Origin of the sequence: Streptomyces sp. RFCAC02, assembly GCF_004193175.1 — a bacterium.
Lineage (GTDB): Bacteria > Actinomycetota > Actinomycetes > Streptomycetales > Streptomycetaceae > Streptomyces.
Map to the genome: position 1 here is coordinate 158,187 of NZ_SAUH01000001.1, position 20,405 is coordinate 178,591.

General features: G+C 74.6%; 10 protein-coding genes. 7 read left to right on the forward strand and 3 right to left on the reverse strand.

The genetic code is table 11. The annotated features are described in order from the left end of the window. Positions 1–39: 39 nt before the first annotated feature. The 6 genes from EMA09_RS00715 (at position 40) to EMA09_RS00740 (ending at position 16,002) form a co-directional block, all read left to right on the forward strand. Positions 40–717: a uracil-DNA glycosylase gene (locus EMA09_RS00715; protein WP_129837863.1), complete on the forward strand. Its 678-nt coding sequence runs from the start codon at positions 40–42 to the stop codon at positions 715–717. Beyond that, entirely contained in the window at positions 714–1,709 is a 996-nt protein-coding gene (locus tag EMA09_RS00720) for a BadF/BadG/BcrA/BcrD ATPase family protein (RefSeq protein ID WP_129837865.1), read from the forward strand. Before EMA09_RS00715 ends, EMA09_RS00720 begins: the two co-directional genes overlap by 4 nt. 341 nt (positions 1,710–2,050) lie before the next feature. Next, positions 2,051–2,899: a hypothetical protein gene (locus EMA09_RS00725; RefSeq protein ID WP_129843757.1), complete on the forward strand. Its 849-nt coding sequence runs from the start codon at positions 2,051–2,053 to the stop codon at positions 2,897–2,899. 936 nt (positions 2,900–3,835) lie between these two features. Further along, positions 3,836–13,204, forward strand: a complete 9,369-nt coding sequence (locus EMA09_RS00730) for a non-ribosomal peptide synthetase/type I polyketide synthase (RefSeq protein WP_129837867.1) — start codon at positions 3,836–3,838, stop codon at positions 13,202–13,204. Beyond that, complete coding sequence (locus EMA09_RS00735; protein ID WP_240796161.1) at positions 13,194–14,942, forward strand: NAD(P)/FAD-dependent oxidoreductase; 1,749 nt, start codon at positions 13,194–13,196, stop codon at positions 14,940–14,942. Before EMA09_RS00730 ends, EMA09_RS00735 begins: the two co-directional genes overlap by 11 nt. A 1-nt stretch (position 14,943) precedes the next feature. Continuing rightward, on the forward strand, positions 14,944–16,002 hold the full coding sequence (locus EMA09_RS00740) for an NADP-dependent oxidoreductase (protein WP_129837869.1): 1,059 nt from the start codon (positions 14,944–14,946) through the stop codon (positions 16,000–16,002). A 61-nt stretch (positions 16,003–16,063) separates the two neighbouring features. Here EMA09_RS00740 and EMA09_RS00745 read toward each other — a convergent pair whose 3' ends face one another. From EMA09_RS00745 to EMA09_RS00755, 3 genes are all read right to left on the reverse strand, one after another. Then, positions 16,064–17,257 carry a cytochrome P450 gene (locus EMA09_RS00745; protein WP_129837871.1) on the reverse strand — a complete coding sequence of 398 codons (1,194 nt, stop codon included), beginning with the start codon at positions 17,255–17,257 and terminating at the stop codon, positions 16,064–16,066. A gap of 190 nt (positions 17,258–17,447) precedes the next feature. Then, a complete protein-coding gene (locus tag EMA09_RS00750) occupies positions 17,448–18,440 on the reverse strand; it encodes an alpha/beta fold hydrolase (protein ID WP_129837873.1) in 993 nt (330 codons plus the stop codon). Further along, positions 18,437–19,357 carry a zinc-binding dehydrogenase gene (locus tag EMA09_RS00755; protein WP_129837875.1) on the reverse strand — a complete coding sequence of 307 codons (921 nt, stop codon included), beginning with the start codon at positions 19,355–19,357 and terminating at the stop codon, positions 18,437–18,439. Before EMA09_RS00755 ends, EMA09_RS00750 begins: the two co-directional genes overlap by 4 nt. Before the next feature lie 89 nt (positions 19,358–19,446). Here EMA09_RS00755 and EMA09_RS00760 point away from each other — a divergent pair, with 89 nt between their 5' ends. Beyond that, positions 19,447–20,391, forward strand: coding sequence for a LysR family transcriptional regulator (locus EMA09_RS00760; RefSeq protein WP_129837877.1), 945 nt, complete (start codon positions 19,447–19,449; stop codon positions 20,389–20,391). Positions 20,392–20,405 lie beyond the last annotated feature (14 nt).

Consider the following 20,405-nt stretch of genomic DNA (forward strand, 5'->3'; position numbering starts at 1 on the left):
CGGGACGCGGGGGCCGCTGCGCCAGTAGGGTGACGGACCGTGGCAGCACGACCATTGAACGAGATCGTCGAGCCTGGCTGGGCCACGGCTCTCGCCCCCGTGGCGGACCGCGTCGCCGCGATGGGCGACTTCCTCCGCGCCGAGATCGCCCAGGGACGCACCTACCTCCCGTCGGGGGCGAACGTCCTGCGCGCCTTCCAGCAACCCTTCGACGAGGTACGGGTCCTGATCGTCGGCCAGGACCCCTACCCGACGCCCGGGCACGCGATCGGGCTCAGCTTCGCCGTGGCCCCCGAGGTGCGGCCCCTGCCCGGCTCCCTGGAGAACATCTTCAGAGAACTGCACACCGACCTCGGCCTGCCCCGGCCGGCCACGGGTGACCTCAGCCCCTGGACCGGGCAGGGCGTCCTCCTCCTGAACCGCGCCCTCACCACCGCGCCGCGCCGCCCCGGCGCGCACCGCGGCAAGGGCTGGGAGGAGGTCACCGAGCAGGCCATCCGCGCCCTGGCCGCGCGCGGCAAGCCCCTGGTGGCGATCCTGTGGGGCCGCGACGCCCGCAACCTACGCCCCCTGCTCGGCGCCGTCCCCTCGGTCGAGTCCGCCCACCCCTCCCCCATGTCGGCCGACCGCGGTTTCTTCGGCTCGCGGCCCTTCAGCCGGGCCAACGCGCTCCTGGTCGAGCAGGGCGCCGAGCCCATCGACTGGAAACTCCCGTGACGCCGCCGGGCGGCTGGGTCCTCGGCGTCGACTCCGGCGGCTCGGGGCTGCGGGTCGCCCTGGCCCGCGCCGGCGCCGACGGAGCGCCGCGGCCGCACGGCGAGCCGGTGACCGCCGCGCCCGTACGGACGGGCGACGCCGGCATCGACGCGGACCACTTCCTCGCGCTGCTGCTCCCCGCGGCCCGCGCACTGCTGACGACGGCCGGGGAACGGGCCGCCGCCGACGCGGTGTGCGTGGGTGCCGCGGGCATGGCGACGCTGGGCGGCTCCCTGCGCGCCCGCCTGCCCGCGGCGCTGCGGGACGCCGTCGGCGCGCGGCACATCGCGCTCGCCGCGGACGCGGTGACGGGGTACGCCGGGGCGCTCGGGACACGGCCGGGCGCCGTCGTCGCGGCGGGCACCGGTGTCATCGCCGTCGGCACCGACCTGCGGTCCTGGCGCCGGGCCGACGGGTGGGGCCACCTGCTGGGCGACGCCGGCGGCGGCGCCTGGATCGGGCGCGCCGGCCTGGCGGCGGCCCTGCGCGCCCACGACGGCCGCGACGGCGGGTCCCCCGCGCTGCTGGAGCGGGCGGAGCGCGTGTTCGGCCCCGTGGCGGGGCTGCCGGGGCGCCTCTACCCGAGGACGGACCGGCCGGCGGTCCTGGCGTCGTTCGCACCGGAGGTCGCGCGCTGCGCCGCAGCGCCCCACGGTGATCCGGTCGCGGCGGGCATCCTGCGGGCGGCGGCCCGTGAGATCGCCGTGACGGCCGCGGCCGTCCTGCCCCCCGGCGGGGGCGGCGAGGTGTCCGTCACCGGCGGACTGCCGCGGCTGGGCGAGCCGTTGACCGTGCCCCTGGAGGAGGAGATCGCCCGACTCCTGCCGGGCGCCCGCGTGGTGCCTCCCGCGGGGGACCCGCTGTCCGGCGCGCTCCTCGTCGCGGCCCGGCTGGCGGCCGGCACGCTGCGGCTGCCGCCCGACCCGTCGCTCCTGCACATCGCCGCCGGCTAGGTCCCTGGCGGGGACGTGCAGGAGCGACGCGTCCGGCGCCGCGAGCGCGCGAAAGGACCCGCCGGGCAGGCCCCGGGCGTCTCCCGGCGCGCGTGGAGGCCGCCCCGGCGACGGTCGAACGGGGGTACCGCGCCGCCCGGGCCGCACGGCGCGCACGGTGGCCGGGCAACCGGCGGCGCGTAAACGGGACATGTCCCGGGCTCCCACCGACGCGTGGGATAAAACAGGACAGACACGGAGCGACGCCCCCCGGAAGAACAGCCAACCACATCAAGGCATTAACATGCGGCGACATGAGCTCCTCCTCATCCGCCGGGCCCGCCAACGGCCTGCCCGTTCGAATGCCGCGCCCCCGTCAGCCCGGACGCCACCGCCGGCCGGAGCCCGTGTCAGCGCCCGAGGGCGCGCCGCCGCTCGTCCTGGCCGTGCCGGGCGTCCCGTCGGCGGAGAGCCGCTCGGTCGCCGACGAGGTGCTGAGCATCGCCCGGTCCGAACTGCCGGGTCTTGACGCCCGGCTGGCGTTCGCCGAGGGCAAGGACGAGGAGTTCCCGCCGCTGGCCGAGGTCCTCGGCAGGACCGCCGGCGGCGAGGGCGAGGACGGCGAGGAGAACCGTCCCCCCACGGTCGTCGTGCCCCTGCTGGCCGGCCCCGACAGCGCGCACCTGCGGGTGCTGCGGCAGGAGGTCCTCAGCAGCGGAACCGGTGCCGTGCTGACGGATGTGCTCGGACCGCACCCGCTGCTCGCGGAGGCGGTGCACGTGCGGCTGTCCGAGGCGGGGCTCGCCCGGGCGGACCGGGCGCGGCTGTTCACCGTCGCGACAGCGGCGGACGGCATCGTGCTGGCGACGGCCGGCGGCGAGGAGGCGGTGCAGGTCGCCGGCATCACCGGCATGCTGCTCTCGGCCCGGCTCGCGGTGCCGGTGCTCGCGGCGGCGGTCGACCGTGAGGGCGCGGTGGCGGCGACGGCGGCCAAGCTCGCCGAGGAGGGCTCGCAGAACCTGGCGCTCGCCCCCTGCCTGATCGGTCCCGAGATCCCCGAGGGCCTGCTGGAGGCGGCGGCGGAGGAGGCCGGCTGCTCGGCGGCGCAGCCCCTCGGCGCGTACCCGGCGATCGGCAAGCTCGTCCTCTCGCGGTACATGACGGAGGTCGGGATCGCCCCGCAGCCCTCACAGGGGACCGCCGCGCGCTGACGCCACCCCTCCCCCGGCCGCCGGCACGCCGCGGCGGCCGGGGGCCTGTCCGGCGGGGCGCCGGGCCGCAGCTCGTGCCCGTCCGTACGCACGGTCCGCGCTGATACGGCAACGCGCCGGGGCGCCGTGGCCGGCGTCGCGAGACGGACAGCCTCCGGGCCGCCGACGTGTTCCGGCACGGGCGGCCGTCCCCGTCGCACCCACGGCGTCCCGTCTTCCCCCCGGGGCCGCCCCGTTCCGCTCGTCCCCGGCCGGTTCGAGCCCCCCGGAGGGGCCGTTCGCGGTGCGTTCCCGCGTGGCCGGCGCTTCCGGCGCCCCGCGTCACCGCCGTCCGGTGGCGCGATCGGGCGGGTCACCGCCACCCGGACGCACACAACAGCCCGCCGCCCGCGCCCGTCTCCCGTGAAGGGCGCGTGAAGGCGGCCGTCCGTCACCCCTTCCCCACCCGCCGCCGGCGGGCGCGTTCCGCTGCCCGGACGGCCGCGCGCGTGCGCTCCGGCGCACTTCCCCGCGCCCCCGATGTCGCCGATCCGCGCCGTTCACCGCGAAGTGACCCACCGCAAACACCTGTCCAATTCGAACTCCCTTTTGAGCATTAATCAATTGGGATGACGATGACGCGAAAAGGTGATCATGCGCCCATGATGTGAGTCAATTGGGGAGCACTGTCGTTCTCGGCGCGCATTGAACGCGCGGGGGGAGTACACAATTCCAGCGACCGGTCAACGGCGATCCGGTCACCACGGTCATTCACCAGTACGAATTCTGTTTCGGTCACGACGGGCTCACCGCATGACAGGCTGAACGACCGCGGGTTCCGGCGTGTCCGTTTGTTCCCGCCGCGGGCTCCTGCACGCCCGCGCGGCCATTCCCGCATGCCGGAAGGAAAACCGCTCTCCTTCCCGCATTCCCCAGCGCCCCAACACGAGGTTTCTGATGACGGACCGTCCACGCGTCCCCCAGGCCATAGCCGGGAAGTTCGCGATCGTCGGCATCGGCTGCCGTTTCCCCGGCGGAGCCAACGACCACCGCGACTACTGGCGGAACCTGATCGAGGGCAGGGACTGCATCACGCCCACCCCGCCCGACCGGTACGACGTCACCACGCTCGGCAGCCGCGACAAGGCCAAGCCCGGACGCCTGGTCGGCGGACGCGGCGGCTACATCGACGGGTTCGACGAGTTCGACCCGGCGTTCTTCGGGATCAGCCCCCGCGAGGCCGAGCACATGGACCCCCAGCAGCGCAAGCTGCTCGAAGTCGCCTGGGAGGCGCTGGAGGACGGGGGGCAGAAGCCCGCCGACCTCGCCGGCACCGAGGTCGGCGTCTTCGTCGGCGCGTTCACGCTCGACTGGAAGATCGTGCAGTTCGCCGACCTCGGCTTCGAGTCGCTCGCCGCGCACACGGCCACCGGCACGATGATGACGATGGTGTCGAACCGTCTCTCGTACTGCTTCGACTTCCGCGGCCCCAGCGTCTCCGTCGACACGGCCTGCAGCTCGTCCCTGGTCGCCGTGCACCTGGCATGCCAGAGCCTGCGCAACGGCGAGACGGACCTCGCCCTCGCCGGCGGCACGCTCCTCCACATGACGCCGCAGTACACCATCGCCGAGACCAAGGGCGGCTTCCTGTCGCCGGACGGCAGGTCCCGCCCCCTCGACGCCTCGGCGAACGGCTACGTCCGCGCCGAGGGCGTCGGCGTGGTCGCCATCAAGCGGCTCGACGACGCCCTGCGCGACGGCGACCCGATCCACGCCGTCGTCATCGGCAGCGGCGTCAACCAGGACGGCCGCACGAACGGCATCACCGTGCCGAGCGCCGACGCCCAGGTCCGGCTGATCCGCCGGGTGTGCGCCGAGGCCGGCATCGAGCCGGGCCAGCTCCAGTACGTCGAGGCGCACAGCACCTCCACTCCCGTCGGCGACCCGATCGAGGCGACCGCGCTCGCCCGCGCCCTCGCCATCGGCCGCGAGCCCGGCAGCACGGCGTACATCGGCTCGGTCAAGTCCAACATCGGGCACACCGAGTCGGCCGCAGGCATCGCGGGGCTCATCAAGACCGCCCTCAGCCTGCGCGAGAAGGTCATCCCGCCGCACATCAACCTGGAGCGGCTCAACCCCGCCCTCGACCCGGCGAAGCTGCCCTACCGCATCCCGACGGAGCCCACACCCTGGCCGGCGCACGAGGGGCCGGCCCGCGCCGGCGTCAACTCGTTCGGTTTCGGCGGCACCAACGCGCACGTCCTCCTGGAGGAGCCGCCGGCCCGGCCCGCACCGCCGGAGGCGGCCGCCGGGCGGCCCGCGTTCACCGTGCTGCCGCTCAGCGCGCGCACGGCCGACGCGCTGCCCGAGGTGGCCGCCGGCATCCGGCGGGAGCTGGAGCGCGCGCCGCTCGCCGACCTCGGGCACACCCTGGCCCACCGGCGCCAGCACCTGGAGGAACGCCTCACCGTCGCCTACACCGACCGCGAGTCCCTGGACGAGGCGCTGGCGGCAGCGGAGAAGGGCGTCCCGCACCCGCGCGTCCTGCAGGACACCCGCCGCGACGGCACGCGGAAGCGGCTCGTGTGGGTGTTCACCGGCATGGGTCCCCAGTGGTGGGGCATGGGCCGTGAGCTGTACGCCACCGAGCCCGTCTACCGCGAGACCGTCGACCGGTGCGACCGTGAGATCGCCGCGCTCACCGGCTGGTCCCTCGTCGAGGAGCTGCACGCCGACGAGGCCGACTCCCGCATGGCCGAGACCTGGCTCGCCCAGCCGGCCAACTTCGCCCTCCAGCTCGGTCTGGCAGCGCTGTGGCGCAGCCGCGGCATCGTCCCTGACGCCGTCACCGGGCACAGCACGGGCGAGGTCGCGGCCTTCCACGAGGCCGGTGTCTACAGCTTCGAGGACGCCGTGCGGATCGTCGTCCACCGCAGCCGGCTCCAGCACACGCTGGCCGGCACCGGCTCGATGCTCGCCGTCGACCTGAACGAGGCGGAGGCCGCGCAGCGCGTCCGCCCGTACGGCGGGAGCGTCTCCATCGCCGCCGTCAACGGTCCGCGTTCACTCACCCTCGCGGGTGACGAGAAAGCTCTCACCGCGCTGGCCGCGGAGTTGGAGGGCGAGGGCCGCTTCGCACGCCTCCTGACCGTGGAGGTGCCCTACCACAGCGCCGCCATGGACCCGATCCGCGAGGAACTGCTGTCCGCGCTCCACGGCATCAAGCCGCAGGAGGCCCGCGTCCCGCTCTATCTCACGGCCCGCCCCGGCGCCGTCGCCCAGGGATCCGAACTGGACGCGCACTACTGGTGGCAGAACGTCCGCGACACCGTGTGGTTCCGCGCCGCCGTGGACCGGCTGGCGGACGACGGCTTCGAACTCTTCCTGGAGATCGGGCCGCACCCCGTCCTCGGCCACTCGATCCGCGAGTGCCTCGCGGGCCGCGAGGCCGAGAGCCGGGTCGTGCCGTCGCTGCGCCGCGCGGAGCCCGAGGCCGAGCGCATGGCCCTCACCCTCGCCGCGCTCACCTCGCTCGGCGTCGACCCGGACTGGAACGTCCTGCAGCCCGAGGGCGCCCCGGTGCCCCTCCCCCGCTACCCGTGGCGCCGCGACCGGTACTGGACCGAGTCGCCCGCCGTCGCGCGGGTGCGGCTCGGCCGGCTCGACCACCCGCTGCTCGGCCGCCGCGTCGACGGCGCCGAACCGGTGTGGGAGTCCACACTCGACCCGGAGCGGCTGCCCTACCTGTCGGACCACAGGATGCAGGGCAACGTCCTGTTCCCCGCCGCCGGCTACATCGAGATGGCGGCCCAGGCGGTGCGCGCGCTGACCGGTGACGCGGGGGCCGCCGCGCTCGCCGGCGTCGAGCTGCGGAAGGCGCTGTTCCTGCCCGAGGACCAGCCGCGGACGGTGCAGCTCGCGTTCTCCTCGGGGACCGCGGCCTTCACGATCGCGACCGTGCGGGACCCGGCGGCCGGCGGCGTCGTGGAACCCGCCGTGCACGCCACCGGTGTCGTACGGGCCGGGCAGCGGCGGAACGGCGCGCCGCCGCTGGACACCGGGGCCGTCAGGGCGCGGTGCGCGCGCCGGCTGACCGGCCCGGCGGCGTACGAGGCGCTCGCCGCCCTCGGCTACCACTACGGACCGGCGTTCCAGGGCATCGAGGAGGTGTGGATCGGTCCGGGCGAGGCGCTGGCGCGCATCCGTCCGCCCGAGAGCCTCGCGGGCGACGCCGCTGGCCACCACGCCCACCCGGTGCTGCTGGACTCCTGCTTCCAGACGCTCCTCACCCCCGCGCTGCTGGCGGACGGCGCGTCCGGCGCCGGCGAGGGCGGCATCCGACTGCCGCTGTCCATCGGCGAGGTGCGGCTCGCGCCGGTCGGCGACCGCGCGCTGTGGGCGCACGCCGTCATCACCCGCGAGGACGCCGACGGGCTGCTCGGCGACATCGCCCTGTACGCGGAGGACGGCGCGCCGCTCGGGCACGTCGAGGGCTTCCGCGCCGGTGACGTGGCCCAGGCCCCGGCGGCCGTCGGGCAGGCCACCGTGGACAGTTGGCTGAGCGAGCCGGTGTGGCGGGAGCTGCCGCCGCTCGGCGACGAGCCGGACGCCTCCGGCGCGGCGGACTCCGTCCTGGTGTTCGCGGACGCGCCGGGCGGCGTCGGGGACGCGGTGGCGGAGCTGGTCGCCGGGCGCGGCGGCCGCTGCCACCTGGTGCGGCCCGGCAGTGCCTACCGCACGGACACGGCCGCCGGCGTCTCGGAGGTCGTGCCGGGGTCGGCGGAGGACCTGCGGCGGCTGTTCGCGGACACCGGCGGCGCCTTCCGCACGGTCCTCCACCTGTGGAACGTGGGGCTCACCGCACCGGAGCCGGTGCCCGGCGGCGGCACCGAGTACCACACCGCCACCGGCGCGTACGCCCTGATCGCGCTCGCCCAGACCCTGCCGGACGGCGCCCCCGACGCCCGCCTCCACATCGTGACGCGCGGCACGCAGCCCGTCCTCCCGGACGCCGATGTGACGCTCCTCGGCGCGCGTGCCTGGGGCGTGGGGCGCGTCCTGTGGCAGCAGGAACTGACGGCGCAGCGGGGCAAGCTGGTCGACCTCGACCCGGCGGCGCCCGGCGGTCCCCGTGCCGAGGCGGCGCGGCTGCTGGCCGAGACGGCCGGAGCGGGCGCCCGGGACGGCGAGCACGAGGTCGCGCTGCGCGGCGACACCCGCTGGACCTGCCGCCTGGAGCAGGCCGACGGCATGTCCCGCCCGCTGCCCCTGCGGCTGCGGGAGGACGGCACCTACCTCGTCACCGGGGCGTTCGGCGCCCTGGGCCGGCTGCTGTGCCGCACGTTGGTGCGGCGCGGCGCGCGGCGGCTCGTCCTGATGGGCCGGACGGCGCTGCCGGAGCGCTCCGCGTGGGGCGCGGGTGCCGACGGCCCCGCCGGGGAGCGCGTGCGGTTCGTCCGGGAGCTGGAGTCCCTCGGGGCGCAGGCGGTCGTGGCTCCCGTGGACGTCACGGACGAGGCGGCGCTGCGGGCCTGGCTCGACGGCCACCGGGCGAGCGGTGCGCCGCCCGTGCGCGGTGTGTTCCACCTCGCCGGGCAGGTCCGCGACACGATGGTGCCGCAGATGGACCGGGCGACGTTCGACGCGGTCCACGACCCGAAGACGGCGGGGGCCTGGCTGCTGCACCGTGAGCTGCGCCACGAACCGCTCGACCACTTCGTGCTGTTCGCCTCCGTCGCGGCCGTCCTCACGACCGCGGGGCAGACGAACTACGCGGCCGGCAACGCGTTCCTCGACGCCCTGGCGCACCACCGGCGCGCCCTCGGGCTGCCCGCCCTCAGCCTCGACTGGGGTCCGTGGGCGACCGGCATGATCGAGGAGCTGGGCCTGATCGAGCACTACCGCGACCAGCGCGGCATGGGCTCGCTCACGCCGGACGCGGGCATGGCCGTGCTGGAGCGCGTCATCGGCCAGGACCGGGCGCAGCTCCTCGTCGCGTCGATCGTGGACTGGCGGACGTTCCTCGCCTGGTACCCGGAGGCGCCGCCGCTCGCGGCCGAGCTGGCCGCCGGCGCGGACACCGGCGGGGAGGGCGCCGGCGCGGCCGGGTCGTTCCTCGACCTGTACGCGCAGGCCCCCGAGGAGGAGCGGCGCGCGCTGCTCACCGAGCGGTTCACGGCCGTCGTGTCGGCCGTGCTGCGGGTCCCGGCGGACGGCGTCGAGCCGTCGGTCAGCCTGAGCCGGCTGGGGCTCGACTCGCTGCTGGCGATGGAGCTGCGCTCCCGGGTGCACGCCGACATCGGCGTCTCCCTGCCGGTGGTGACGCTGCTGAGCGGCGCGCCGGCCGCCGAGCTGGTCGACCGGCTCGCCGACGGCCTGGCCGACCTGGTCGCGGCGGACGCGGCGGGCGGCGGCGGGGACGCCGCCCCGATCCACACGGACGCCGACTGCTACCCGCTCACGCAGAACCAGAAGGCGCTGTGGTTCCTGCGCCACCTCCACCCCGACGGGTACGCGTACAACATCGGCGGTGCCGTCGAGGTGCGGACCGCGCTCGATCCCGAGCTGATGTGCGAGGCGTTCCGGCGGCTCGTGGCGCGGCACCCGGTGCTGCGGGCGAACGTGACGATGCTCGACGGGCAGCCCGTCCAGCGGATCGCGCCCGAGGCGACGGCCAAGGACGCGGCGGACTGCGCGGTGTTCGACGTCGAGGGGCGGCCCTGGGACGACGTGTACCGCATGATCATCGAGGAGTACCGCAGACCGTACGACCTGGAGCACGACCCGCTGGTGCGGTTCCGGCTGTTCCGGCGCGGGCCGGACCGATGGGTCATCACCAAGGCCGTGCACCACATCGCGTCGGACGCGATCTCCACGTTCACGTTCATCGAGGAGCTGCTGGAGACGTACGAGGGGCTGCGCGCCGGCCGCGAGGTGGAGCTGCCGCCCGTGTCCGCCCGCTACCTCGACTTCCTCAACTGGCAGAACCGCTTCCTGGCCGGTCCCGACGCGCACCGCATGCTGGAGTACTGGCGCGGCAGGCTGGAGGGCGAGGTCCCGGTCCTGACCCTGCCGACGGACAAGCCGCGGCCCGCCGTGCAGACGCACAACGGTGCCTCGGAGTTCTTCACCCTCGACACCGGACTGAGCGCCCGTGTCCACGCGCTGGCGCAGGAGCACAACACCACGGTGTTCATGGTGCTGCTCGCGGCGTACTACCTGCTGCTCCAGCGGTACTCGGGGCAGGACGACATCGTCGTCGGCAGCCCGGTGACGGGCCGGACGCAGGAGGAGTTCTCCTCGGTCTACGGCTACTTCGTCAACCCGCTGCCGCTGCGCCTCGACCTGTCGGGGCGGCCCACGGTCGCGGCGCTGCTCGACCAGGTCCGCGAGGTCGTGCTCGGCGGTCTCGACCACCAGGAGTACCCGTTCACGCTGCTCGTGGAGAAGCTCGGGCTCCAGCACGACCCGAGCCGGTCCGCGGTGTTCCAGGCGATGTTCATCCTGCTGCACCACAAGGTCGCCACCGAGCGGTACGGCTACCGGCTGGAGTACATCGAGCTGCCCGAGGAGGAGGGGCAGTTCGACCTCACGCTGTCGGCGTACGAGGAGGCGGCCGACGGCCGGTTCCACTGCGTGCTGAAGTACAACACCGACCTGTTCGTGCCGGAGACGATGCGGCGCATGGCCGGGCACTTCCGGCGGCTCCTGGAGGAGCTGACCGCGGCGCGTGCGCAGCGGCCGGTCCATGAGCTGGCGATGCTGGACGACGCGGAGCGCGAGCGGATCGTGACGCGGTTCAGCGGCGCGGACCGGCCGGTCGCGGTGGACGAGCCGGTGCACCGGCTGATCGCCCGGGCCGCCGCGGCGCGGCCGGACGCGGTCGCCGTCACGCTCCCGTCGGCGAACGGCCCGGCGCGGCACCTCACCTACGGCGAGCTGGACGTCCGGGCCAACGTGATGGCGCACGAGCTGCGTGCCCTCGGCGTGCGGGACGGCGCGGTCGTCGGGGTGTGCCTGGAGAAGTCGCCCGAGCTGATCGTGACGCTGCTCGCGGTGTGGAAGGCGGGCGGCGCGTACCTGCCGCTCGACCCGGGGCACCCGGCGGACCGGCTCGCGGCCATGACGGCGGGCGGCGGGGCCGTCCTGACGGTGATCGCGGGCGACCGGCCGGCGTGGCTGTCGGTGCCCGCCGTCGCGCCGCCGCGGCTGGACGTGCCGCTGCCCGGGGACCCGGGCGCGCCGGACGGCACGGCGGGCGACGCCGGCCTCGACACCCTGGCGTACGTGATCCACACCTCCGGCTCGACGGGGCGGCCGAAGGCCGTGCGGGTCGGGCACCGGAGTCTCGCCTCGGTGCTGGCGGGGTGGCGGGAGGTGTACCGGCTCGACACCGAGGCGCGGTGCCATCTCCAGCTTGCCGCCTTCCCGTTCGACGTGTTCACCGGCGACCTGGTGCGTGCCCTCGGCACCGGCGGGCGGCTCGTGCTGGTCGGGCGCGACCTGCTGTTCGACACGGCCCGGCTGTACCGCACCATGGCCGACGAGCGGGTGGACTGCGCCGAGTTCGTGCCCGCGGTGGTCCGCGCGCTGCTCGCGCACTGCGAACGCGAGGGTCTGCGGCTGGACTTCATGCGGCTGCTGATCGTCGGCTCGGACGCGTGGAAGGCCGCCGAGTACGAGCGGCTGCGCGCCCTCACCGGCCCGGACACGCGCCTCGTCAACAGCTACGGCCTGACCGAGGCCACGATCGACTCCGCCTGGTTCGAGGGGCCGGCCGACCGGTTCGACGGCGCGCGGATGGTGCCGGTCGGCCGCCCGTTCCCCGGCAGCGCCCTGTACATCCTGGACGCGGACGGCACGCCCGTCCCGCCGGGGGTGGCCGGGGAGCTGTGGATCGGCGGCGCGGGCCTCGCGCTCGGCTACGCGGGCGATCCCGCCCTCACCGCCGAGCGGTTCGTCACCCGCGTCGTGGACGGCGCGGAACTCCACCTCTACCGCACGGGCGACCTCGCCCACTGGGACGCGGACGGGCTGGTGCACCTGCTGGGCCGTGCCGACAACCAGGTCAAGGTGCGCGGCCACCGCGTGGAGCCGGGTGAGATCGAGACCCGCCTGGTGGCGCTGCCCGGCGTCGAGCAGGCGGTCGTCACGGCCCGCGAGGACGCCTCCGGCGAGCGGTACCTGTGCGCGTACTGCGTGCCGGCCGCGGGTGCCGCCCTCGACACGCGGGACCTGCGGCACCGGCTCGCGGAGGAGCTGCCGACGTACCTGATCCCGGCGCACTTCGTCGTGCTGCCGGCGCTGCCGCTGTCGCGCAGCGGGAAGGTGGACACGGCGGCCCTGCCCGAGCCCGCCCCCGAGGCGGAGGCTGACGAGGCGCTGGAGGAGCCGGTGACGCTCTACGAGGAGCGGATGGCGGCCCACTGGTGCGCGCTGCTCGGCCTGGAGCGGGTCGGCCTGCGCAGCGACTTCTTCGCCTGCGGCGGCAGTTCGATCCGGCTGATCGAGCTGATCCACCGGCTCCGGGGCGAGTTCAACGTGTCGGTGCCGGTGAGCGAGCTGTTCCGTGTGACGACGCTGCACGGCATGGCGCGCACGCTGGAGGGCGTCATCACGGGCCGCCTGGACGGCGCGGAGCCGTACCTGCGGTTCAACGACGGGGTGGACGCGGCGCTGTTCTGCTTCCCGCCGGCCGGCGGGCACGGGCTGGTGTACCGGCGGTTCGCCGCCGCGCTGCCCGAGCGGCGGATCGTCGCGTTCAACTACCTGACGGGGCCGGGGAAGGCCGCGGCGTACGCGGACCTCGTCGAGCGGCTCCGGCCCTCGGGCCCGCTCGACCTGCTCGGCTACTCCCTCGGCGGGAACCTGGCCTTCGAGGTCGCGAAGGAGCTGGAGGAGCGCGGCCGCACCGTGCGGCACGTCGTGATCCTCGACAGCTTCCGCACGGTCGCGGCGTACGAGCCGGGTCCCGAGCACATCGCGGCGTTCGAGGCGGAGCTGCGGGACCATCTGCTGCGGCACACCGGGTCGGCGTCGGTCGCGGCCGAGACCATGGAGCAGGCCAGGGACTACCTGGACTACGCCGCCCGCACGCCGAACGACGGCACCGTCGCGGCCGCCCTCACGGTGATCGCCGACGAGGGCAACGCCGCGCTGTTCGCCGAGGGCGCGGGGCGGAGCTGGCACGGCAGTGCCGGCGGCGGCACCCGGGTCATCGCCGGCTCCGGCACCCACGCGGAACTCCTCGACGCCGACCACGCCGGGCACAACGCCCGGCTCACCCTCGACATCCTGACGGGCGGTACCCCCACACATGACCAGTGACAGCGGCACCCGGCGCCCCCGGGAGACCATGCTCATCATCGGCGGCGGTCTCGGCGGCCTGTCCACCGGCGTCTACGCCCGGATGAACGGCTACCGGACGCACATCCTGGAGATGCACGAGATCCCCGGCGGGTCGTGCACCTCCTGGGACCGCGGCGACTTCACGTTCGACTGGTGCGTGAGCTGGCTCCTCGGCAGTGGCCCCGGCAACGAGATGCACGAGATCTGGCTGGAGCTCGGCGCCCTCCAGGGCAAGGAGATGCGGCAGTTCGACGTGTTCAACATCGTGCGGGGGCACGGCGGGCAGTCGGTGTACTTCTACTCCGACCCGGACCGCCTGGAGGCACACCTGCGGGAGATCTCGCCCGCGGACGCCAAACAGATCCGGCACTTCTGCGACGGACTGCGGACGTTCAGGCGCGCGCTGGCCGTCTACCCGTTCCTGAAGCCCGTGGGGCTCATGGGCCGGCGGGAGCGGTGGCGGATGCTGGCGTCGTTCGCGCCGTACTTCAACACCATCCGCAAGTCCATCACCGAGCTGATGACGGACTACTCGGCGCGGTTCAGCCACCCGCTGCTGCGCGAGGCGTTCAACTACATGCTGTACGAGAAGCACGCGGACTTCCCGGTGCTGCCGTTCTACTTCCAGCTCGCGGCGCACGCCTGCGGGTCGGCCGGGGTGCCGGAGGGCGGGTCGCTCGGCCTCGCGCGGTCCATCGAGCGGCGCTACCTCGGGCTCGGCGGCGCCATCACGTACAACGCGCTCGTCGAGGAGATCCTGGTCGAGGACGACCGCGCGGTCGGCGTGCGGCTGACGGACGGCCGGGAGTTCCGCGCGGACATCGTCGTGTCGGCGGCGGACGGCAGGTCCACGGTGATGGACATGCTGGGCGGCCGCTACCTCAACGACACCTACCGCAGGCTGTACACGGAGACGATCGACGAGCCGGGCATGCTGTCCCCCGGGTACGTCAGCGTCTTCCTCGGGCTGCGGCGCGCGTTCCCCGAGGGCGATCCGTGCACCACGCACCTCCTGGACGAGGAGACGGCCGGGAAGCTCGTGGGGATGCGCCACCCCAGCATCAACGTGCAGTTCCGGAGCTGCCATTACCCGGAGCTGTCCCCGGAGAACTCGTCCGTCATCTACGCGACGTACTTCTCCGAGGCCGCGCCGTGGCGCGAGCTGCGCGACGGTCCCGAGCGGGCCAGCCGTACGCGCCGCGGCGGCATCCTCCACACGCTGCCGGTGCGCCACGGCAAGGAGTACACGCTGGCGAAGCGGCGTGTGCGGATGACCGTCGAGGCGTTCCTCGACGAGCGCTACCCGGGGCTGCGGGACGCCGTCGCGGTGCGGGACGTGTCCACGCCGCTCACGCAGATCCGGTACACGGCGACGCACAACGGGGCGTTCCCCGGCTGGCAGCCGTTCATGGAGGGCGGCGAGACGCTGGAGGTCGAGATCAAGAAGAACGGGCCGGTGCTGCCCGGCCTGTCCGACTTCTACATGTCGGGCGTCTGGGTCACCGTCGGCGGCCTGATCCGCGCGGCGGCGGCCGGCCGGCAGGTGATGCAGTTCATCTGCCGGGACGACGGCAAGGAGTTCACGGCCTCGATCGACGAGAGCCTGCCGCTGCCGACGCAGCGGATCATCGCGGTCGGGCCGAAGGCCACGGCCGGGGACGACGCGGCGCGGGTGCCCTCCGCCGCCGGCGCCGACATGGGGACGGGGAGTGTCTGACATGAAGATCAGGAAATGGGCCATCAAGGAGCGCATGGCCGGTGTGCCGGACGTGCGGCGGCTGTACGAGGAGGTCACCGAGGACATCGACACCGATCTCGGTGCCGACCGGATGCTGCTGCGCACCCGCTACGTCTCGGTGGACCCCTATCTCGTGGGTCTCTCGCAGGAGCTGCCGATCGGCAGCCATGTCGTCGGTGACGCGATCATGGAGGTGGAGGCGGCCGGTCCCGACGCGGTGTTCCGGCCGGGCGACCTGGTGCGCGGTTTCGGTGGGTGGCGCACCCACCTGGTGAGCGACGGCGCCTCGTGGGTGTGGGACGGCGGGGAGTTCCCGCTGCGCCTGCCGCCGCTGCGCAGGCTCGACCCCGCGCGCTACGACGAGCGGCTGCCGGTCACGACGGCGCTCGGCATCATGGGCAGCCCCGGCATCACGGCGTGGGGCACGATGACGAAGTTCCTCGACGTCGGGCCGGGCGACACGGTGCTGATCAGCGGCGCGTCCGGGACCGTCGGCACGCTCGCGGGGCAGCTCGCGAAGCGCGCGGGCGCGGCCCGGCTGGTCGGCACGACGAGTTCGGAGAGCAAGGTCGGCTACCTGCGGGAGCTGGGCTTCGACGAGGTCGTGCGCTACCGCCACGGGGACGACACGGACGCCGTGCACCGCGCCCTCGAAGCCGCCGCTCCCGACGGGATCGACCGCTACTTCGACAACCTGGGCGGCGCGGTGACGGACGCGGCGTTCCGGATGCTGCGGGTGCACAGCCGGGTGGCGGTGTGCTGGCAGTGGTCCACGACGGTGAACGGCGACTGGTCCGGGCCGCGGCTGCTGCCGTACATCATGTTCCCGAGGACGACGATCAGGGGCGTCTTCGCCGAGGAGTGGTACACCGACGACAATCTCGCGGCGCTCCACGACGAGGTGGGCTCGCTGGTGCGGTCCGGCGAGATCGCCTGGGACGAGACGGTCGTCGAGGGCTTCGAGAACCTCCCGGCGGCCTACCAGAGCCTGTACGACGACCCGGGGGCCAACCGCGGCAAGGTGCTGGTGAAGCTGTAGGCGCGGCGCGCCGCACGACGACGGGGTCCCGGCCGGTGGCCGGGACCCCGTTGTCCTGGGGTCACCAGGCGATGGGCAGTTCCTCGGGGCAGTTGATGAGGAAGCCGCTCAGCCAGGGCAGTTCGGCGAGGTCGCAGGCCGGCTTGACCGCGGGGAAGCGGGTGAAGAGGAGTTCGAGGCTGACGCGCATCTCGATGCGGGCGAGCTGGGCGCCGATGCAGTAGTGCGGGCCGTGCCCGAAGCCGAGGTGGGCGACGGTCTCCCGTTCGATGTCGAGGCGGCCCGGGTCGGGGTGGACGGACGGGTCGTGGTTGGCCGCGACGAGCGAGACGATGATCGGGTCCCCCGCAGAGACGGTGACCCCGCCCAGTTCGACGTCCTCCGTCGCGTAGCGGGGCAGCGAGATGCTGCTGAGCACCGGGACGAAGCGCATCAGCTCCTCGACGGCGGCGTCGGCGCGGCGCGGGTCGTCGCGCAGGAGGGCGAGCTGGTCGGGGTGTTCGAAGAGGGTGAGGAGGAAGTTGGCGAGCTGCGCCGCGGTGGTGACGAAGCCCGCGCCGATGAGGTCGGCGACCAGGGCGTGGAAGCGCCGTTCCGTGATGCGGCCGGCGTCCAGTGCCTGGACGAGGGTGGTGAGGAGGTCGTCGCCGGGGTGGGTGCGGCGCCGGTCGGCCTCGCCGCGCAGAAAGGCGAGGAAGTCGCCGTACCGGGCCGCCATCTCGTCGGGTGTGGTGGTGTTGTTCATGATGCCGTTGGCCCAGTCCCAGATCCACTCGTGCCGGTCGGCGGCGACGCCGAGCAGGTCGCAGATCACCATGGTGGGCAGCGGGCGGGCGTACGCGGCGAAGAAGTCGGCCGGCGAGCCGGTCTCCGCCATGCGGTCGAACAGCCCGTTCGCCATGGCGCGGACGCGTTCGGCGAGCCCTTCGAGGCGGCGGGGGGTGAAGTGCCGGCCGATGACGGCGCGGACCTCGGAGTGCTCGGGCGGGTCGAGGGAGAACAGGCCGTCGCCGGCCCGTGCTCCGGGGCGGACGCGGGGCTGGTCCTGGCCGCGGGCGGGGACCATGCTGAACCGCGGGTCGGAGAGCACCTGGCGCACGTCGGCGTGGCGGGTGGCCAGCCAGGTGTCGTCACCGTAGGGCATGCGCACCCGGACCAGCGGGCGCTCCCTCAGCTCGGCGTAACGGGGGTGCGGGGCGAGCTTCGCCGCGGTGTCGGGGAAGGGGAAGGCGAGGGGTTCGGGGCACTGGGGCATGAACTGCTCCGGCTCCTTCGGTGCTTGAGGTCGGACGTACCCCACAAGAGTGCGCCGCACGTGACACTTCGCGGTCATTCCGTCACAGAAATCACCCGAAGTGGCGACGGGTGGGCACTCCGGGAGACCGACGCGCCCCCGCCGTCGCCCCGCCGGGGAGGGGCGACGGCGGTCCGCCCGGTGGAGCGGTTCACGCCGGCGTACCCGCCAGGGCGTGTGCCAGGTGGTCGGCGAGGCGGGGCAGCCAGTCCGGTCGCGCGTTGCCGAGGAGGTGGTCGCCGTGCGGGACGGACAGGTAGGTGCCGTGCGGCGCCGACCGGGCCAGGGGCTCGCCGTTCGTCACGCCGGGGATGACGTCCCGGCCTCCGTCCACGACGAGCAGCGGGGCCGCGATGCGGGACGCGAGGGCGGACAGGTCCACGTGGCGCGCGAACTCGGGGGCGGCCTCCGCGCCTCCGGTGCGGCGGGCCATGAGGTCCCGTACCGGCGGGGGGAGTCGCGCCCAGTCGAGGCGGTGGGGACCGCTGACGGTGGCGACAGCCGCCACGCGGGGTTCGAGCGCGGCGGCCCTGGCCGCGAAGTAGCCGCCCAGGCTCATGCCGACGAGCCCGACGCGCGCGACGCCGAGGGTGTCGACGACCCGGGCCACGACGCGCTCGTAGTCCGGTCGCAGGGTCGTGCCGGCCGCCAGCACGCCCTGTCCCGGCCCGTCCATCGCGAACACGGCCAGCCCTCTGGCCAGCAGCGCCGACGCGAGATCGATGAACTCCTCCTTGGCCGAGTCGAGGCCGGGGACGACGAGCACGGTTCCCGGCGCGTCGGACGGGCCGCGCAGCCAGCCGGTGAACCCCTCGCCGCTCACCCGCCGCGCACCCGGCTCCAGCAGGGCGAGGGCCGCCTCCAGGGCGTGATCCGCCTCGGCGGCACCACGGTGCGCCTCCGCGTGCGGTGCCAGGGTGGCCAGGTGGAACCACCGGGCCGCCATCAGCAGATGCCCACCCGCCGAGACGGACGATCCCGCGTTCGCGGCGCGCCGGACGTGAGCGTGTCCCGTGCGCAGGAAGGACGGCTCCCAGTCGGCGACGGAGGCGAGACCGCCGGTGACGCGCCGGTACTCGTGCGGGTCCACGCCCGCGCCGGTGGCGCGTGTCCACTGGGCGGCGGCGAACTCGGCGGCGTTCACCGTCCTCCTCCGACCAGCAGCACGGCCTTGCCGCGTATCCGGCGCTCCCGCAGGTCGACCAGGGTGCCGGCGGTCCGCCCCCAGTCGGTGACGCGGCCGATCTCCGGGTGCAGGCGGCCCTGGTCCACGAGCCGCACCAGGGCGGAGAGGTCCGGGCCGTACGGGGCGCCCGCGTAGTGGAAGTGCCGGATCGTGACGCGCTCGGGGCCGTCGAGGAGCCGGAAGAAGTCGAGGCTGACCGGGGTGCGGCTCGCCTGGCCGAACCAGACGAGCGTGCCGCCCGGGCGCACCTTCGACAGGGCGAGCGGCAGGTCTGCGCCGCCCGTGGACTCCAGTACGACATCGAACGGTCCCCGGGCCTCCGCGACGTCGTGCACCACCTCGGCGCCCAGTTCCGCGAGCCGCTCGCCGCGCGCCGGGGTGGCCGTCACGGCGGTCAGGTCCGCTCCGGCACCGACGGCCAGCTCGGTGACGTAGTGTCCGACGCCGCCCGAGGCGCCGGTCAGCAGGATCCGCCGGCCGGCCGGGGAACCGGCCGTGGCCAGCAGTCGCAGGGCGGTGATCCCGGCCAGGGGCAGGGCCGCGGCCCGTGCGCTGTCGATGCCGTCCGGGAGCACGGCGAGCGAGTGCGTGGGCACGGCGGCGTACTCGGCCCAGCCGCCCTGGGCGGGGTGTCCGACCACGCGGGTGCCGGTGTCCGGTCCCGAACCGTCGGCCGCCGCCTGTACGACGAGGCCCGCGATGTCCTTGCCGGGCAGCAGGCCGGGGCTGGGGTGTTCGAGGAGGAACGTCTCGCCGCGGTTCGGTGCGAACGCCTCGACCTTGACCAGTGCCTCACCGGGCTCCGGCACGGGCTGGGGGACCTCGGTGAAGGCGACCGGGCGGGCCGCGTCCCCCGTGGGGATCAGTCTTTGCATGGGGACGATGCAACCGCGCTCGCCGCCGTGCGATCCAACAAAGGACGAGCACGGCCGACAACCGACGGTTGTCACCTATGGTGGGGGCCGTGGATCTCGACATCGCGCAGGTGCGTGCCTTCCTGCACACCGCCGATGAGCTGCACTTCGGGCGGGCCGCGGGCAGGCTCGCCGTCTCCCAGCAGGCGCTGTCCAAGAGGATCGCCCGGCTGGAGACCGGGCTCGGCACCGCACTCTTCCACCGCGGCGGCAGCGGGGTGCGCCTGACCGACGCCGGGCGGCGGTTCCTCGCGCCGGCCCGGCGGGCCGTGGCCGCCGCCGACGCCGCCGTCGCGGCGGCCGTCGGCGGGGACCGGCCCCTGCGCGTGGACGTCTGGGGGCACCTGTACGCCCCGATGCGGACGCTGGCCGAGGTAGCCGGGCGGGCCGGCCCCCTCGTGTCGGGGCACGGGCGCGATCTCGCGTCGGTGACGACGGCTCTGCTGCGCGGCGACATCGACGCGGCCCTCGGCCGGGTCCACCCCCCGCTGCCCGCCGGACTCGCGCACCGCCTCGTCCGCCTGGAACCGGTGGACGCGGTGCTGAGCGCCGCCCATCCGCTCGCGGCCGAACCGGCGCTGCGGCCGGCGGAGTTGCGCGGGAGCGTGCTGTGGGCGCCCGGTGCGCTGGACCGGCTCGACTTCCTCCACCGGTTCGCCGACCGGTTCGGCGTGCGGGACACGGCGACGAGCGTCAACCTCGGGCTCGGCCACTTCCTCGCCGAGGTGGTGGCGGACCCGCGGCGCTTCTCCCTGGTGCCCGCCGATGTGCCGCTGCCGGAGGTCCCCGGGCTGCGCTCTGTCCCCCTGGTCGATCCCACGCCGCTGTACGCCTGGTCCCTGCTGTGGCGTTCGGGGGACGGGCACCCGGGGCTGAGCCGGCTCACCGCCGCCTGCGCCGAGCAGGCGGGGCGCAGGCGATGGCTGGAGTACGACCCGGCCGGCGACTGGCTGCCGGAACCGCCCGCGGATGCTTCGGCACCCGCACCGCGCTGATGCCACCGGGGCGG

What these genes read in the sequence shown, in the direction of transcription:
- EMA09_RS00740 (WP_129837869.1), top strand. Translation starts at nt 14,944, where the DNA reads ATGAAGATCAGGAAATGGGCCATCAAGGAGCGCATGGCCGGTGTGCCG.
- EMA09_RS00755 (WP_129837875.1), bottom strand. Translation starts at nt 19,357, where the DNA reads ATGCAAAGACTGATCCCCACGGGGGACGCGGCCCGCCCGGTCGCCTTC.
- EMA09_RS00730 (WP_129837867.1), top strand. Translation starts at nt 3,836, where the DNA reads ATGACGGACCGTCCACGCGTCCCCCAGGCCATAGCCGGGAAGTTCGCG.
- EMA09_RS00725 (WP_129843757.1), top strand. Translation starts at nt 2,051, where the DNA reads ATGCCGCGCCCCCGTCAGCCCGGACGCCACCGCCGGCCGGAGCCCGTG.
- EMA09_RS00745 (WP_129837871.1), bottom strand. Translation starts at nt 17,257, where the DNA reads ATGCCCCAGTGCCCCGAACCCCTCGCCTTCCCCTTCCCCGACACCGCG.
- EMA09_RS00735 (WP_240796161.1), top strand. Translation starts at nt 13,194, where the DNA reads ATGACCAGTGACAGCGGCACCCGGCGCCCCCGGGAGACCATGCTCATC.